At 69.4% G+C, this 17,244-nt stretch carries 11 protein-coding genes; 3 read left to right on the plus strand and 8 right to left on the minus strand.

What is annotated here, in order from left to right; genetic code table 11:
* Nucleotides 1-11 precede the first annotated feature (11 nt).
* The gene (locus ACWFRJ_RS01550; RefSeq protein ID WP_453525038.1) at nucleotides 12-3,089 is read left to right on the plus strand and encodes a ThuA domain-containing protein; all 3,078 of its coding nucleotides are present in this window, start codon (nucleotides 12-14) and stop codon (nucleotides 3,087-3,089) included.
* Between the two features lie 80 nt (nucleotides 3,090-3,169).
* On the opposite strand, the gene ACWFRJ_RS01555 is transcribed toward ACWFRJ_RS01550, so the two are convergent.
* Nucleotides 3,170-4,309, minus strand: a complete 1,140-nt coding sequence (locus ACWFRJ_RS01555) for an aminoglycoside phosphotransferase family protein (RefSeq protein WP_453523900.1) — start codon at nucleotides 4,307-4,309, stop codon at nucleotides 3,170-3,172.
* 234 nt (nucleotides 4,310-4,543) lie between these two features.
* On the opposite strand from ACWFRJ_RS01555, the gene ACWFRJ_RS01560 reads away from it, so the two are divergent.
* Nucleotides 4,544-6,043, plus strand: coding sequence for a DNA-binding protein NsdB (locus tag ACWFRJ_RS01560; RefSeq protein ID WP_453523903.1), 1,500 nt, complete (start codon nucleotides 4,544-4,546; stop codon nucleotides 6,041-6,043).
* Nucleotides 6,044-6,065: 22 nt separating this feature from the next.
* Here the strand turns inward: ACWFRJ_RS01560 and ACWFRJ_RS01565 are convergent, their stop codons facing one another.
* The 4 genes from ACWFRJ_RS01565 to ACWFRJ_RS01580 all read right to left on the minus strand — a co-directional run bounded on the left by ACWFRJ_RS01565 (nucleotide 6,066) and on the right by ACWFRJ_RS01580 (nucleotide 10,718).
* Nucleotides 6,066-7,484, minus strand: coding sequence for a PP2C family protein-serine/threonine phosphatase (locus tag ACWFRJ_RS01565; RefSeq protein ID WP_453523906.1), 1,419 nt, complete (start codon nucleotides 7,482-7,484; stop codon nucleotides 6,066-6,068).
* Nucleotides 7,485-7,653: 169 nt separating this feature from the next.
* Nucleotides 7,654-8,298, minus strand: a complete 645-nt coding sequence (locus ACWFRJ_RS01570) for a response regulator (RefSeq protein ID WP_453523908.1) — start codon at nucleotides 8,296-8,298, stop codon at nucleotides 7,654-7,656.
* A gap of 12 nt (nucleotides 8,299-8,310) precedes the next feature.
* A complete protein-coding gene (locus ACWFRJ_RS01575; protein ID WP_453523911.1) occupies nucleotides 8,311-9,681 on the minus strand; it encodes a sensor domain-containing protein in 1,371 nt (456 codons plus the stop codon).
* Nucleotides 9,682-9,881: 200 nt separating this feature from the next.
* Nucleotides 9,882-10,718, minus strand: coding sequence for an SDR family oxidoreductase (locus tag ACWFRJ_RS01580; protein WP_453523914.1), 837 nt, complete (start codon nucleotides 10,716-10,718; stop codon nucleotides 9,882-9,884).
* A gap of 62 nt (nucleotides 10,719-10,780) precedes the next feature.
* On the opposite strand from ACWFRJ_RS01580, the gene ACWFRJ_RS01585 reads away from it, so the two are divergent.
* Nucleotides 10,781-11,413 carry a TetR/AcrR family transcriptional regulator gene (locus ACWFRJ_RS01585; RefSeq protein WP_453523917.1) on the plus strand — a complete coding sequence of 211 codons (633 nt, stop codon included), beginning with the start codon at nucleotides 10,781-10,783 and terminating at the stop codon, nucleotides 11,411-11,413.
* Between the two features lie 58 nt (nucleotides 11,414-11,471).
* Here the strand turns inward: ACWFRJ_RS01585 and ACWFRJ_RS01590 are convergent, their stop codons facing one another.
* The 3 genes from ACWFRJ_RS01590 to ACWFRJ_RS01600 all read right to left on the minus strand — a co-directional run bounded on the left by ACWFRJ_RS01590 (nucleotide 11,472) and on the right by ACWFRJ_RS01600 (nucleotide 17,207).
* Entirely contained in the window at nucleotides 11,472-13,529 is a 2,058-nt protein-coding gene (locus ACWFRJ_RS01590) for a glycoside hydrolase (protein ID WP_453523920.1), read from the minus strand.
* A 121-nt stretch (nucleotides 13,530-13,650) separates the two neighbouring features.
* On the minus strand, nucleotides 13,651-14,733 hold the full coding sequence (locus ACWFRJ_RS01595; protein ID WP_453523923.1) for a polyprenyl synthetase family protein: 1,083 nt from the start codon (nucleotides 14,731-14,733) through the stop codon (nucleotides 13,651-13,653).
* A 101-nt stretch (nucleotides 14,734-14,834) separates the two neighbouring features.
* On the minus strand, nucleotides 14,835-17,207 hold the full coding sequence (locus ACWFRJ_RS01600) for a SpoIIE family protein phosphatase (RefSeq protein WP_453523926.1): 2,373 nt from the start codon (nucleotides 17,205-17,207) through the stop codon (nucleotides 14,835-14,837).
* Nucleotides 17,208-17,244 lie beyond the last annotated feature (37 nt).

Below are 17,244 nucleotides of genomic sequence, written 5' to 3' on the forward strand. Positions count from 1 at the left end.
CGGTGATCGCCATGGTGGCGGCGCTGCTGCTCGCCGTCGGGTTCCTGCCCGCCACGTCGAGCGCCGCCGACAAGGCACCCGCCTTCCGCGCGCTGCTCTTCACCAAAGCCGTCGGCTACGTCCACGACTCCATCCCGGCCGGCGTCCAGATGGTCAAGGAGCAGGCAGCCGCGAACAACTTCGAGGTCGTCGAGACCGCCGACGCGACGGTCTTCGACGACGAGAAGCTCAAGGACTTCGACGTCATCATCATGCTGCAGAACTCCGGCATGGTCTGGGACACCGAAGCCCAGCGCGACGCCATGAAGAAGTACGTGAAGAGCGGCAAGGGCGTCGTCGCGCTGCACAACACCCTGGACATGGGCGTCGAGGACTCCTTCCCCTGGTGGGACGACCTGATCAACGCGGGTGCCCACATGCCCGCCCACTCACCGGGCGTCCTGAAGGGCACCGCCAAGGTCGCCGACCGTGCGCACCCCTCCACCAAGGGTCTTCCCGAGCGCTGGGAGCGCCCGGAGGAGTGGTACAACTTCGACAAGAACCCGCGCGGTGACGTGCACGTCCTGGTCACCGCCGACGAGACGACGTACGACCCCGGCGGCTCCAAGATGGGCGCCGACCACCCCATCTCCTGGTGCCGCAACGCCGAGGGCGGCAAGGTCTGGGCCACCGCCATGGGCCACGACAAGGCCTCCTACACCGAGCCCGCCTTCCGCGAGCACGTGCTCGGCGGCATCAAGTGGGCCGCGGGCAACCAGCCGGGAGACTGCGGCGGCACGGTCTGGTCCGGCTACGAGAAGACCGCGCTCGACGACAACACCGCCGACCCGATGGAACTGGACGTCGCCAAGGACGGCAAGGTCTTCTACGTCCAGCGCAGCGGCGAGGTGAAGATCTTCGACCCGAAGAGCCACTCCACCTCCACGGCCGGCAAGCTCGACGTCTACACCGGCGGCGAGGACGGCCTCGTCGGCATGGAACTCGACCCGAAGTTCGCCACCAACCGCTGGATCTACCTCTACTACGCCCCGGCGGGCGCGAAGGACGACGTCAACCGCCTCTCCCGCTTCACGGTCAAGAAGGACAACACCCTCGACCTCGCCAGCGAGAAGAAGCTCCTCGACGTCCCCGCCTACCGCGACCGCACCTTCCCCGAGCCCGGCCACACCGGCGGCGCCGTCGAGTTCGGCCCGAACGGCACGCTCTACCTCGGCGTCGGCGACGACACCCCGCCCAACCTCGACCCCAACTGGCAGGGGTACGCCCCCCTCGACTGGCGCCCGGGCAAGCAGATGCTGGACGCCGCCCGCACCGCGGGCAACACCAATGACCTGCGCGGCAAGATCCTGCGCATCAAGCCCACGGACAAGGGCGGCTACACCATCCCCAAGGGCAACCTCTTCGCCAAGGGCAAGGCCAAGACCCGCCCCGAGATCTACGCGATGGGCTTCCGCAACCCCTTCCGCTTCACCGTCGACCCCAAGACGGGCTACGTGCACGCCTCCGACTACGGCCCCGACCGTGGCGCCCCCGAGACCAACCGCGGCCCGGAAGGCCTCGTCGAGTACAACGTCATCAAGAAGGCGGGCAACTTCGGCTGGCCGTTCTGCCACGGCAACAACCAGGCGTACGCCCCTTACGACCCCGACACCAAGGAAGTCGGCGCCAAGTTCGACTGCGCCAAGCCGACCAACCCCTCGCCGAACAACACCGGCCTGAAGGACCTGCCTGGTCTCCAGCAGCCCGAGATCTGGTACGGATACGGCGAGTCCAAGGAGTTCCCGGAGATGGGCGCGGGCGGCTCGGCGCCGATGAGCGGCCCCGTCTACCACTACGACCCCAAGAACCCCTCCAAGACCAAGTTCCCCGCCTACTTCGAGGGCGCGAGCTTCTTCTACGAGTGGGCTCGCGACTCGGTCAAGGAGATCCGCTTCGACAAGGACGGGAAGCTCCTCAAGATCAACGACTTCCTGAAGTCGGCGAAGTTCGCCAAGCCCATGGACATGACCTTCGGGCCCGACGGATCGCTGTACGTCCTGGAGTGGGGCAGCGAGTTCGGCGGCGGCAACAACGACTCCGGGCTCTACCGCATCGACTACGCCCAGGGCCAGCGCACCCCGCTCGCCCAGGCCAAGGCGTCCGCCACCAACGGCCCGGTCCCGCTGAAGGTCGACTTCTCCAGCGAGGGCAGCAAGGACCCGGACGGCGATCCGCTCACCTTCGCCTGGGACTTCGACGGGGACGGCACCTATGACTCGACCGAGGCCAACCCCTCCCACACGTACGACACCAAGGGCGACTTCAACGCCCAGCTGAAGATCACCGACTCCACCGGCAAGTCCGGCTACGCCAACTTGCCCGTCACGGCGGGCAACACGGCACCCAAGGTGAAGATCGAGACCCCGGTCGACGGCAAGCTCATCGAGTTCGGAGACAAGATCCCCTACAAGGTCACGGTCACCGACCCCGAGGACGGCACGATCGACTGCTCCAAGGTCACCGTCAACCCGGCACTCGGGCACGACGACCACGAGCACCCCACCACCGACATCCCCGGCTGCGAGGGGACCGTGGACACCGGTGACCTGGGCGGCCACCCCGAGGGCGCCGACCTCACCTACGTCCTCAACGCGAAGTACACCGACAAGGGCGGCGACGGCGTCAGCGCCCTCACCGGCTACGGCCGCTCCGTCATGCACCCCAAGCACAAGCAGGCCGAGTACCACGACGACCAGTCAGGAACCCGCATCGTCTCCCAGGAGGGCGCCGAGAACGGCAAGCGCATCGGCGACATCAGCAACGGCGACTGGATCGCGTACAGCCCGATGAGCGTCGAAGGCGTCAGCAAGGTCAGCTACAAGCTGTCCTCGCCCTACGGCGTCGGCTCCATCGAACTGCGCGCGGGCGCCCCCGACGGCAAGCTGCTCGCCACGACACCCGTCCCCAACACCGGAGGCTGGGACACCTACCAGGCCACGCCGGACGTGCCGGTCGAAGCCCTTGCAGGCACCCACAAGCTGTATCTGGTCTTCAAGTCGCCGCAGGACAATTCCTTTGACGTAGACGCGGTGCAGTTCACTACGTCATAGTCACCTGGAAGTCGCCGGAGGCATGTGAAGGTCCGCAGTGCGCTGCTGTCCATTGGCGCACTGCGGACCTTCTTCCCCCGTCAGCGAGTACCGACCGCCGCGCGCACGGCCCGACGGGCCAGCTGGCAGTCGTCGTGCAGCCGCCTCAGCAGCAGCCGCTGTTCCTCGCCGGACGGCGCGGCACCGGGGTGGGCCGGACCCGGTGCCATCGGAGCCGAGTCGTGCATCGTTCGCTGCACGGCCATCTCGTACGTACGGATCTCTCGCGTGAGCACCAGCATCAGGTTGACCAGGAACGCGTCACGCGCCGCCGGTCCCTGCTCCTGCGCCAGCTGGCTGATCTCGCGCCGCGCCACCGGCGCGTCACCGAGCACCGACCACAGCGTCGCCAGGTCATAGCCCGGGAGATACCAGCCGGCGTGCTCCCAGTCCACGAACACCGGGCCCGCGGGGGAGAGGAGGATGTTCGAAAGCAGCGCGTCGCCGTGACAGAACTGCCAGGTGCCGTGCTGCCCGGCCGAGTGCGCGATGCCGTGCAGAAGCTTCTGAAGGTCGCCCATGTCCCGGTCGGTGAGCAGACCGAGCTCATGGAAGCGGGAGATCCGCTTGCCGTAGTCCATGGGCCTGCCGAACAGCTCCTGCGGCGGACGCCACCGGTTGAGGTGGCGGATCGCGTTGAGCGCAAGGCGAACGTCGGCGCGCGGCGGTGGCTCCACGGGATGGCGGGACAGCGCGGCGACGCGTCCCTGCATACGCTCGATCACCAGCGTGCAGTCCTCGGGGTCCGCGGCGATCAGACGCGGGGCCCTGACCGGAGGACGGTGCCGGACGAACGAGCGGTAGGCCGCTATCTCGTGCTGGATCCGCTCGGTCCACACCGGCGAGTGGTCGAGTAAACATTTGGCGATCGCGGTGCTGCGTCCTGTCGTTCCGACGAGCAGGACGGTCCGTCCGCTGCGGCGGAGCACCTGGACCGGATTGAACTCCGGACAGATGCGGTGCACCGAGGCGATCGCGGTGCGCAGTTGCGCCCCTTGGGGGCCGGACAAGTCGAGTCTCCCGCTGAGCGGTTGCGTGCCGGGCCCCGGAACGCGTCGCGTTCGGCCGGTGCCGAGCGACCCGGCCGCGGGGCGCGCGGGCTCCAGATACGGGCCGCTGCCCGGCTGTCGGCTGTGCAGCGGCCGGGGCGGGGCGGACACGGAGGACGATGCTGTGTACATGGGCGATACAGATCCCTTCGTGTGCCTGCGAATTGCTGCGCCTCCCGCCCCGGCTTCCTTGGAAGCACCCTGGGGAATGTCCCGCGGTGGGCCGGGTCGGGGTGGCGCATTCCTACCTGACACCCGCCGTCCCCTGGCACACCATGTGGCGCACCCTGGCGAACCCTGGCGAATAGTCGCCCCGCAACTGACAGAGGGTTACTGTCAACTCAGCCGAGAACCTGGGGGCTTGACGTGAACGGACAACCCAACACCCGACTGTCGGACCATTTCGGCCTGGCAGGCTGGTCCAAGGGGGAACTCGCGAGACTGGTGAACCGGCAGGCGGCGGCCATGGGCCACCCGCAGCTGGCCACCGATACCTCGCGGGTCCGGCGTTGGATCGATATGGGAGAAATCCCCCGCGATCCCGTACCCCGAGTTTTGGCGGCTCTGTTCACCGAGCGTCTCGGCCGTGTCGTGACCATTGAGGATCTTGGTCTGGTCCGGCACGGGCGCATGGGGAAACGGCGTGGCGACGGGAGTGTGGAGCACCCCGACGGCGTGCCGTGGGCGCCCGAACGGACAGCCGCGGTCCTCACCGAATTCACGGGAATGGACCTCATGCTCAACCGACGCGGCTTGGTGGGCGCGGGTGCCGCGCTCGCCGCCGGCTCCGCACTCAGCAGCGCCATGCACGACTGGCTGCGCACCGACCCTGCCCTCGTTGCCGACGCTCCCCGAACCGACCATCCCCTGCACGCCGACCCCGCTGGGTTCGACCGCTATGAGGCCGCCCCCATCGGGTCACAGGAGATCGAGGAACTGGAAACCTCCGTCGAGGTGTTCCGGGCCTGGGACGCGTCCCGCGGTGGCGGGCTGCAGCGCAAGGCTGTGGTGGGCCAGCTCAACGAAGTGGGCGGCATGCTCGCCTACCGACACCCCGACCATCTCCAGCGCCGCCTGTGGGGCGTCGCTGCCAACCTCGCCGTCCTCGCGGGCTGGATGTCGCACGACGTCGGCCTGGAACCCACGGCACAGAAGTACTTCGTGATCGCCACGCACGCGGCCCGCGAAGGAGGCGACCGGCCGCGTGCGGGCGAGGCCCTGTCCCGGGCGGCGCGCCAGATGGTGCACCTGGGGCGGCCCGACGACGCCCTCGACCTGATGAAGCTCGCCCAGTCGGGCTCGGGCGAGGAGATGCTGCCGCGCACGCAGGCCATGCTCTACACCATCGAGGCCTGGGCACAGGCGTCGATGGGCAAGGGCCAGGCGATGCGCCGCACGCTCGGCATCGCGGAGGACCTGTTCGTCTCCGACAAGGGAGACGTGCCACCGCCCAGTTGGATGCAGATGTTCGACGAGGCGGACATGCACGGCATGCAGGCCCTGGCCTACCGCACCCTCGCCGATCACGACGCGACCGCCGCCAACACCGCCCAGCGCCACGCGAGGGAAGCGATCGAACTGCGGTCCAAGGGCCGCGACCGCTCGCAGATCTTCGACTACATCTCGCTGGCATCGGCCTGCTTCATCGCCGACGATCCTGAACAGGCCGATCGGTACGCACGGTTGGCGCTGGTGTCGATGGGGTCGAACTCCTCGCACCGCACCTGGGACCGGCTGCGCGAGATGTACCGCCTGACGGCTCAGTACTCGGGCTATCCGAAGATCCAGGACCTGCGTGAAGAGATCAAGATGGCCCTGCCGAAGGCGGCGGCCAAGACCGGAGGTGGCAGCCGGGCACAGGCCTAGTCGTAGTCGTATTCGTACAGGCTCAGTTGATCCGAGCGATCAGCAGGCAGGCGTCGTCCTCGCGCGGGGCCACGCCGAACTCTTCGACGACCAACCGCACACAGTCCTGCGCACCCCGCGTCTCCGAGAAGCGAGGCGCGAGCGCGAGCAGCCGGCTCGTGGCCGCGTCCCTGGCGCGCCGGGGAACCAGACCATCGGTGTGCAGCAACAGCAGGTCGCCGGGCTCGAGTTGCACTTCGGTCTGCTCGTAGGTGGCTCCGGAGGTCGCCCCGAGGATCACGCCGCCCGGTGGGGTCAGCGCGCGCCCCGTCCCGTCGCGGAACAGCAGCGGGGCGGGGTGTCCCGCCTGCGCCCAGGTGAGGGTGCGGGTGGTGGGGGTGTACTGGCAGCAGACGGCGCTGCCGAGGGCGGGTTGCGTGGTGGTGTCCAGTAACTGGTTGAGCCAGCCCATCAGTTGGCCCGGCCGGACTCCGGCCACCGCCATGCCGCGCACCGCGCCGAGGAGCATCGCCATGCCGGACGTGACGGTCACGCCGTGGCCCGTGAGGTCGCCGACGCTGAGGAGGAACTGGCCGTCGGGCAGCTCCATCGCGTCGTACCAGTCGCCGCCGATCAGTGAGCTCGTCGAGGAAGGGAGGTAGTGCGCGGCGAGATCGAGGGCCGCGGGTCCGCCGTGCGGGAACCGCAGGGAGCCGCGCCACGGCGGCAGCACAGCCTCCTGCAGTTCGACCGCGAGCCGGTGCTCCGTCTGCGCGATGTGCCGCTGGCGCTGCAACGAGTCACGGGTCTCGCGCACCACTCGCTGGCTGCGGCGCAGTTCGCTGACGTCCCGCAGCACCGCCCACATCGAGGCGGTGCTGCCGTCAGCGGCGAGCACGGGCTCGCCCATCATGTGCACCTGTCGTACGTCGCTGTCGGGGCGCACGATACGGAACTCGCCGTCGATCGGCTTGCCGTCGATCAGGCAGTCCGTGACCATGGCCGTCAGCATCGGCTGGTCGTCGACGTGCACCAGGGAGGGCAGCTCGTCGAGGGAGAGTGGGGGAGCTCCCGAGTCCCGCCCGAGGATGTGGTACAGCTCGCCCGACCAACTCGCCTCGTCGTTCAGGAGGTTCCACTCCGCGCTGCCGACGCGGCTGAGCAGTGAGCCGTGCTGCGGTTCGAGCGGCGCGGGCACGGCGGGAGCCGTGGGCGCCACGTCCGCCTGCACGGGGCCGTCCCTCAACTGCGCGAGGTGGTCGTCCAGGTCGTTGAGCTGATGAACAGCCAGGTCACACAGGGCACGCTGCCAGCGGCCCCGGTCGCCGCGGTCGGCCCCGGCGTCACGGCGCACGGCGTCGACCTCACCGCGGAGCCGACGCGTCTGCGTGATCAGCGCTTCGACCGAGCCGCGCTCGGGCGGCTGGGCGGAAGGGCGGTCCGCGAAGACATGGGACGGCATGAGGTGCTCCGTTGAGGATGCGGTGCGACCAAACGGGCGGGATGGACCGGTAATGACTTTCGCACAGCCGGGGGTGCCCCGTAAGGGATTTGGCAACACACGACGCGGTGGTGCTTCTGACATATGCCTATGTCCTTCGGAGGCGTTCGTTCCGGAAACGCGGTCCCGATCACCCGCGCAAGTAGCGGACAACAGCCAGAACACGGCGGTTGTGGTCATGTGACGCGGGCAGTCCGAGCTTGTCGAAGACGGCGGCCACGTGCTTCTCGACGGTGCCCGCGGAGACGACGAGACTCTGCGCGATCGCCGCGTTGGAGCGCCCTTCGGCCATCAGTGAGAGGACCTGCCGCTCACGCTCGGTGAGAGGCGCGAGCTCCTCCGCACGGCGACCGGCCCCGGCCAGCTGCGTGACGACCTCGGGGTCGAGCGCCGTACCGCCCGCGGCCACCCGCTCCAGGGCGTCGGTGAACTCCGCGATGTTCGCGACCCGGTCCTTGAGCAGGTAACCGACACCCGCCGAACCCGCGGCGAGCAGGCGCGTGGCGTACTTCGTCTCCACATACTGGGAGAAGAGCAGCACTCCCGTGCCCGGATGGTCACGGCGGATGTCGATGGCCGCGCGGAGCCCTTCGTCCGTGTGCGTCGGCGGCATCCGGATGTCGGTCACCGTGACGTCCGGACGGTGCTCGGCGACGGCGGCGCGCAGGGCGTCCGCGTCGCTCACGGACGCACAGATCTCATGCCCGCGCTCCGCGAGCATCTGGCCCAGCAACTCCCGCAGTACAGCGGCATCCTCGGCGATCACGACGCGCATGGCGGCATGCTCTCACGCGTGCAGCGGCAGCTCGACGGTGACCGCTGTGGGACCGCCATCGGGACTTTCGACATTCATCCGCCCATCGACCGTACGTACGCGCTGTATGAGTCCCGTCAGGCCGCTGCCCGCGCCGGCGTCCGCACCGCCGCACCCGTCGTCCCCGACCTGGAGGAGAAGCCGGTCGTCCAACTGGGCCACCGTGATGGCCGCCCGCCGGGCCCCGCTGTGCTTGATGACGTTCGCGAGCAGTTCGGCGGCGCAGAAGTACGCGATGGTCTCGATCGCCGGGGTCGGACGCTCGGGTATCTCCGTCACCAGGTCGACGGGGACGCTGCTGCGCGCGGTCAGCGTGGCGAGCGCGTCCGGCAGACCGTCGTCGAGGACCGGGGGGTGGATCCCTCGCGCCAGATCGCGCAGTTCGGTGAGGGCCTCGGTGGCGTTGTGGTGTGCGACGTCGACGAGCTGACGGAGCCGGGCGGCGTCGCCCTCGCCCTCGCTCTCGTCAAGCCGCTGTCTGATCATGTCGAGGCTCATCGCCACCGCGACGAGGCGGACCTGGGCCCCGTCGTGCAGATCGCGCTCGACGCGTCTGAGCAGCGCCACCGAGTCGTCCACAGCGAGCGCCCGCGTCTCCTCCAAGTCGCGTACCCGATCGGTCAGTTTGCCGGGTCCGAGCAGGGCGCCGATCAGCCAGCGGTCGGCCTCGGTCACCAGGTGGGTGACCCAGGGCGCGCACAGCAGGATGCCGACACCGATGGCGACCGCGAGGAACGTACCGGCGAACGTGTCCGCCTCCAGTCCGCCGAAGGGCATCGGCGTGAGTACCGGCATGCCCTCCGGGGAACCCGGCTCGGGTTGCTGCCCGAAAACCGCCCACCGCAGTGGCGCGGTGAGGTTGACGAGACCGGCGAGCCACCAGAAGACGGCGTACGCCCCCAGACAGCTGACCGGCAGCTTCGCCAGGACGTAGGCCGCCGAGCGCCAGCCGGTCTCGTCCCACAGGCGGGCGTCGAGGCGGCTGACCAGCCGACCGCTCGGACGCAGTGGCGGCGGCGCGGGTGTCCGATCTCCCAGGAGCCGGTCGGCGAGGCGACGGTGCAGTGCCCCCAGCGCCCGGGCCAACTGGAGCCCCGCGATGAGCAGGAGCGCCCCGACCACGACGAGGACGACCGTCACCGTGAACCCCGCCCCCAGGGCGAGCGCCACCGCGAGCAGCACCCCGCCCGCGAGGCCCAGCGGGAACCCGATCAAGCAGTACACGGCCTCGGCCCAGGCCCGCCGGGCGAACGGGGCACGCCCCACGGCCCGCACGAGGGCACGCGCTCCTGGCGTGCCTCCTCCTTGCGCGCCTCGCCCGGTGAGCCCTTGGGCCTCGATCATCACGTCTCCTGCCGTCATGCCGTCCTGTCGCAGACCTGGTGGGGTCGGACAACGCCACATTAGGTCTCCGCGAGGGCACACCGGAACGCGGATTTCCTCCGTCTGGCCTGGGGGTTTTCCCCCAGAAGCCGGGCGTTCGCCAAGCCCCGGCCGTGGGAGGCACTTCAGCACCCGGCCCGAGAGCCTGTATCGGGCTCGCCCTATGCCTTGGGGGTGAGGCGCCCGGAGCTGAGTGCGGCAATGACCCCGCCGTCGACGAGCAGGTCGTTGCCGGTGATGAACGCGGCGTCGGGGCCCAGGAGGAAGGCTGCGGCGGCCGCGATGTCATCGGCCGTGCCCACACGGCCGGTTCCGGATGCCTCGATCATGGCCCGCATGATCTGCCCGCTCTCCCCGGCGAGCTCCTGCCGCCCCATCGGCGTGGAGATGACGCCGGGGCTGATGGAGTTGACCCGTGCTCCCTGTGCACCCCAGCCGGCGCTCGCGGCCCGGACCCGGAGCTGGTTGGCGTACTTGGAAAGGGTGTAGGCGCCTTGCGGGCCCAGGGCCTGCAGGTCCAGGAAGGGCAGGTCCAGCAGTTCGTCGGCAGGTGTGTGCGTCAGGGCCTGAACCTGTTCCGAGGACAGGGTGCCGGGTGCCAGCATGTGGCCGGCCATGCTGGCGATGGCCACTCCCGCGCCGCCGTGGGCTATGACCTGGCCGAATTCCTCCAGGACCAGTGCTGTGCCGAGCAGATCCACCTTGAGGATCGCCTCGGCGGACGACTGGACGGGGGAGAGCCCTGCCGTGTGTGCGACCTGGGTGACGCGGCCGGTCCGGGCCGCGGCCTGTGCCAGCTCCGCCACCGAGTCGCGCGAGGACACGTCCACGGTGTGGGCGACCACGGCATGGCCGTGTCCCCGCAGATCGTCCGCGACGGCGGAAAGGGTCTTCTCGTCGAAGTCGGCCAGGACCAACGTGTTCCCGTTGCCCTGGCGCTGTGCGATGGCCCGACCCATCCCGCCCACGCCGATGACGACCACCACGTTCGCGTTCATGGTTCCTCCAATTACGTTACGTGTCGTTACGTAAACTACCGTAGCGCTTGTAAGCTGAGGATGTGAGCGAGACGCAGCGCCGAGGACGGCCCCGGAAGACGGACACGGATCGGAGCATCCTGAACGCCGCGGAGAAGCTGCTCCTTCAAGACGGTTACGCGGGTCTGTCGATGGAGAAGGTCGCCGCGGAAGCCGGCGTCGGCAAACCCACCGTGTATCGACGCTGGTCCTCCAAAGCCGCTCTGGTCGGCGAAGTCACCCGGCACAGCTACCTCGCCGCCGCCCCGGACAGCTGCGTACCGACGGCCCGGCCGGGCGAGGCCCGCTCGACGATCAGCAGGTGGTTCCGGTCCCACGCGCAGGCCTGCACCGACTCGCGCAGCGCCGCCCTCGTCCTCGCCCTGACCGCGGCGGCCGCGGAGAGTCCCCAGGACGCCGAGTCCCTGTACCGCCACCACACCCGCGACCAGCACGCCGCCATCGCGGACCTGCTGCGCACCGGCGTGGAATCGGGCGAGTTCCGTGCTGACACCGACATCGACGCGGTGGTCGACGCCATGATCGGATCTGCCCTCTACCTCCTGCTCACAGGCAGGTCCGCGCAGGCGCCGGAGCGAGCCGAGGGACTCTTGACCGTTCTCATGAACGGACTCGCCCCGCTTGGCCTTCCACGGGGCAAGGACGCCCACCGGTAGCGTTGCGCCGCGATCCCACGCAGTAATCGATGGGGCTCGCCCCTCGTCCGCGAACCCCTCAGTTCAGCCCTGCGGGGCACAGGCGCTGCGCCTTCGTCTCGCCGTCGAGCTCGGCATCCACACAACCGCCGGGCAGCGAACCGTATGTCTTCTTACCGAAGTTGGCGGTCACGGTCAGGTCTCCGTCGCCGAACTCCGTCCGCTGCACCGTCCCGTCACCGGTGAGCCGCTGGTAGCCGGTCATCCGTTCGGTGCCGACGGCCTTGTGCAGGGGTGCCAAGTACCGCTGGAGCGCTGCCATCTCCTTGCCCGTGGACCGCAGGTTCGTCTTTCCGAGCGTGAAGTTGAGCGGGGTGTTGTAGAGGGCGGACATCAACGCCCGGTCGGTCTTCTGGTCCGGGAGCTTGTTGTACGGCAGCTCCCAGCGGTCGGTGTTGATGACGGAGCCGTGCAGCGCGGTTTCGTACAGGGGGACGCGGTAGCGCGGGTCGTACATCGCTTTCGCCAGCGCGGACGGCAGCTCGACCTCCTTGAAGAAGACCGCAGGCTCGCCCTGCGGGACGTAGCCGCCCCACTTCTCCTTGTCCTTCTCCAGCTTCCACAAGCCGTCCGCGACCGGCGTCTGCCCGCCATGGTTGAACGCGAGCACGGGGGCGGCCCAGGCACCGGCGGACTCGGAGCCGAGGACGAACTTGTCGTCGGAGGCGAGCTTCCGCATGCGCTCCAGGCGGTTGGCGCGGTCCTGCTTCTTGTTCATGCGGTGGCTCATACTGCTGTCGGTGAACAGTTCGCCCGCCGCGTCGACGTCCAGGAAGTAGCTGTCGGCGCCGTTGGCCGTCATCTTCTCCGCCCGGTCAGCCAAGTAGTGCTTGCCACGCTCGGCCTGCTTGAACGCCTGGGAGCTGAGGTAGCAGCCCCGGCCACCGAAGCCTTCCTTGATCTCGCCCTTCCAGTTCCGTACGCAGAAGTCCGGGTAGACCGAGCCGGGCCACTTCGAGGAGGGGTTGTCGGCGCTCCCGGAGGGCTGGCCGTTGGCGTAGGAGTCGTACGGGCCGACCAGATAGCCGTGCCGTTGCGCGGCCCGCACGGCCTGCTTGTCCATCGGCTGCTCGTCGGCGTCGTAACCGAGCCAGAGCCGGGAGACGCCGAGCTTGTGCAGCTCGTTCACGCCCTTCGCGCTGCGGGCGTCGCCCCAGGTGTAGGCGTGCACGGCCCCGAGCAGCCGCTCGACCTCGGGGTTCTCCTTGATCTTCTGCTTCAAGGAGCGCACCTTGCCGTGCTCGTCGAGATAGGCACGGTAGTTGGTGGCGGAGGAGACGGGGGAGGGGCCCGTGAGGGAGAAGTGCACCGTGTAGTCGCGGGTCTGCTCCCGCTGCGAGAACTCGTGCCGCGCCGTGGAGCCGATCCGGCCGTCCTTCGAGGCGAAGCCGAGGGAAGTGCCGACCTCCTCCGGCACGATGTAGCTGACGCCGTGCCTGCCCTGGGTGTAGCCCCAGGCCGGAAGGGTGAGGCCGCCGGCGAGTTCGGCCTCCGTGTCCCCCAGACCCGCATCGGCGGAGTTCCAGAAGGTGTCGTCGACCGGGACGTTCAGCCCCTCGCCGCGCGGGATCTGAAGGGCTCCACCGGCGCTCGGCGCGGTGCTGGGCCAGGACAGCTTCTGGTCGGCGTCGGAGTGCACCGTCATGCGCAGTCGGCCGTGATCGCTCCGCGCCGTGACGGTGAGTTTTTTGCCCGGGTACGACCAGCGGGCCGTGTCGCCGTTCACGGTCACCTTGCCCGGCTTGCCGAGCCGCTGCCCCGCCGCGCCGGAGACCGGGAGCGAGGCCCCGTCGCCGGTGCGTCCCGTGACGCGCAGGGACGCGGTGTCCACGCGTGCGACGCCGCCACGCACGCTGAGGTCGACCGTGCTGCCGTGCACCCGGGGCGGCTTGTCCGGCGTACCCGAAGCTGCGGGCGGCTCGGCCATGGCCAGGTATCCGGCCGACGCCGAGGTGGCGGTCAGCACGACGGCCACGGCGATGCCGTACGTACGGACACGGCGCCGACGCCGCGCGCCCGCGACGTCACCGTGCCGGGCCTGCTGGGTCTGACTGCTGTTCCTCTTCACGTAGTTCACGGGGGAGAGCATCGGGGGTGCGTGTAAGAAGGTTCTAAGAGTCGCGCCGGGCGGTGCCCATGTGGGCACCGCCACCGCCCTGCTCGGTGCGCCGCTGTGCCGGCGGCAGCGCACTGAGGGGTCATCGGGTTCGGCGGGTGTTCCACAGGGGGAGTTGTTCGAAGAAGGTGACGGCTTCTTCGTTCCAGTGCCGGTGCCAGGAGGTGGCTTCGGCTGTGGCGGCGTCGGCGTACTGGTCGATGGTGGCCTGCAGGCGGGTGTGGACGTGGCGGCGGTGGGCGATGTCACGGATGCGGTCGATGGTCTGTGGTGTGCAGTGGGGGTCGCCCAGAGCGGCTTTGACCGTGTCGTGTTCGTCTTCGCCGGTGGCGGCGAGAAGCTCGCGGGTCAGGTAGGTGAGGCGGCCGGCCCGCAGATCGGCGCCCCTGGGTTTGCCGGTGAGGGCGGGATCGCCGAAGAGGTCGAGGTAGTCGTCGCGTATCTGGCCGCTGAGACCGGTGAGCCGGGCGTAACGGTGAAGGCTCTCCTCGTACGGTGCCAGGTCCTGCCCCGCGGCCAGCAGGCCCAGACGCAGGGGAGCCAGAACGGTGTAGCGCGAGGTCTTGTACTCGCACACTGTCTCCAACATCCCGTCATCGGCTGTGGGATGCACGTCGCGCTCGAGGTCGAGGACCTGCCCGATGACGGTGTCGGTCGTCACGCCGAGCTGGACGTCGAGCATGGCCTGCTTGCGCTCGGCGGGCAGGTCGGCGCGCACCAGGACGCGCAGGGCCAGGAAACCGGCGAGATCACCGGTCATCATGGCAAGACCCAGCGCGGCCTGCGGATTGTCCGGCAGGTCCTGGCGGCAGGCGTGGTACGTCGATGGGCCACCGCGGCGCATCGGCGAGTCGTCCATGATGTCGTCGAGGATGAGCGCGTGGCTGTGGAGCAGCTCAAGACTCAGCGCGGCCTCTGCCAACCCCACCGGCTCGTCCGCGTCGACGAGCCCTGCCGCCTCGTAGAGGAGGGCGATCCGGATCCGTTTACCGCCGCGCAGCGACAACTGGGCGAGGAGTTCCAGACACCGGGGCGCGAAGCGTCCCAGCTGTGCGCCGCCCAGGTCACCGGCCAGTTCGGCGAAATACTTCTCGAAGGCCGCATCGAAGCGCTTTCGATGACCGGCGGCACGCTCCAGGGCGCTGACAGTGCTGCTGCTGTTCATGGTCGGTCGGGCCGGCCTTTCCTCAGGGTCGCGAGGGCCAGCTTCCCATTCGACGGGGGAGGTCCCACTGACGGGCCGGGCCGGGGTGCGGACCGGCCGTCTCAACCCGTCGTAGGGAAGGCCTGTTCGGTCCAGATGGTCTTGCCGGAGCGGGTGTAGCGCGTTCCCCATCTCTGGACGAGCTGCGCGACGATGAACAGGCCGCGCCCGCCTTCGTCGTCCTCGCCGCTGTGGCGCAGGTGCGGTGAGGTGTGGCCCGTGTCCGCGACCTCGCACAGGAGAGTACGGTCACGGATGAGGCGTACCTGGATCGGCCCTTCGGCGTACCTGACCGCGTTGGTCACCAGCTCGCTGACGACGAGCTCGGTCGCGAACGCCAGCTCATCGAGGCCCCAGTGGTGCAGCTGCCCGGTGGCAAGGTCCCGTGCACGGCCCGCGGTGACCGGTTCAGCGGGCAGCTCCCACTCGGTGACCTGCGACGGGTCGAGTTCGCGGGTACGGACGAGCAGCAGGGCGGTGTCGTCGGCGGTCGATCCGCCCGGCAGGAGTTCCGCCACGGCCCGGTCGCAGAGTTCTTCGAGCGACGCCTGCCGGTCGCTGAGTACGCGTCCCAGAGTGTCCAGCCCGTGGTCGATGTCGCGGTCGCGGGCCTCCACCAGGCCGTCGGTGAAGAGCGCGAGGAGGCTGCCCACCGGCAGCTCGATCTCCATCGACTCGAACGGCAGACCGCCCAGGCCCAGGGGCGGTCCCGCGGGCAGGTCCGGGAAGGAGAGAACGCCGTCCGGGTCGACGACCGCAGGCGGCAGGTGCCCGGCCCTGGCCATGACGCAGCGCCGTGAGACCGGGTCGTAGACCGCGTAGAGACAGGTCGCCCCCGTGGTCACATCGGCGTAGGTGCCTTCGGGTGATCCCGGCTCGCCCCGTTGCTCCTCCGCCGACTGCGCCACCAGGTCGTCGACCCGGGAGAGGAGTTCGACGGGATCCATGTCCAACTGGGCGAACGCACGCACCGTCGTACGCAGCCGGCCCATGGTGGCGGCGGCCTGCAGGCCGTGGCCGACCACGTCCCCGACCACGAGTCCGACCCGGGTCCCGGACAGCGGGATGACGTCGAACCAGTCGCCGCCGACCCCTGTCACGTCGTCCGTGGGCAGGTAGCGGTGGGCCAGGTCGACCGCCGACTGCTCCGGCACGTGCTGCGGGAGGAGTTGGCGCTGGAGGGCCAGCGACGCGGTGCGCTCACGGGTGAAGCGGCGGGCGTTGTCGATGGACACGGCCGTACGGGCGACCAACTCGTCGGCCAGTGCCACCTCGCCGCTGTCGAAGGCGGCCGAACCGGCGCCGCGAATGAAGGTGACGATTCCCAGGGTGCTGTTCCCGGCCCGCAGCGGCACGACCAAGGTCTTGTCGTCGAGCACGAGCCCGCCCGAGGAGAGGCTGCGATCCTGTGGTGAACCGGACGGGTACTCCACGGGCGGTTGGTGCACGAGGGGCGGGGGAGGCTCCTCGGCCGAGGAGCGGGCGACCCGTACGAGAGACATCGCCGCCGAGCCGCCGGTGGCCGGGACCCCGCCGTCCAGTACCGCCCCCGCGAGGTCGACCGTCACCGTGGCGGCGAACTCCGGTACCGCCACCTCGGTGATCTTCTCGGCCGTGACCACCACATCGAGGGTGTTCCCGATTCCGCGTCCCGCCTCGACGAGCAGGGCGAGGCGCCGCTGGGCCTTGTAGCGATCGGAGATGTCGAACGCGTCCTCGCACACTCCGAACACGTGTCCGTCGGCGTCCTGGAGCCGGTAGTAGGCGCAGGACCAGATGTGGTCCGTCTCCGGGTCGCTGGGCGGCCGACCCTGGAAGTGCAGGTCCAGGAATGGCTCTCCGGTATCCAGTACGTGGTGCATGACCGCGTCGAGCGTGGGCGGATGCCCCTTGGTCACGAACTTTCCCTCGGAGTACAGCTGATCTGCCCGATAGCCGCGGAACTCGGCGAAAGGGCGTCCGATCTCCCGTTCGTACGCCGCGTTGCACCAGGTCAGGCGCAGTTCGGTGTCGTAGATGGCTAGGCCGAGGGGTGACTGGGTGGCCAGGCCGTGCAACAGGGCGAGGCGGGACTCCCACAGCCGGAGATCCTTCAGCTCCGCCGCGACGAGGACACGCGTCGCCGTGCCGACGCCAGGCAGGGGACATGTGGCGGTGGCGACGATCAGCTCACGCCCGTCCCGGTGCCGGGCCACTCGGATCTCGTTCCCCTGGAGCTGGGGAGGGAGGGGGAGAGCGGAGTGCGTCGGGCCGGGTGACAGGAACGTGGTCACGGGTCGGCCGACGATCTCCTGCGGCCGGTAGCCGAGGAGCCGCTCCGCCGCGAGGCTCCATCCGATGACCGTGTCCTGGGCGTCGACGACCGCCGTGGCCGCCCTGGTGACGTGGAGGGGACCACGAAAGTCGGTGCTCTGCTCCGCGTTCCATGCAGTCATGGCGCCACATCAGCCCCGTTCATCCTCTACAGAATCC

It is taken from the genome of Streptomyces sp. NPDC055239 (assembly GCF_053606205.1).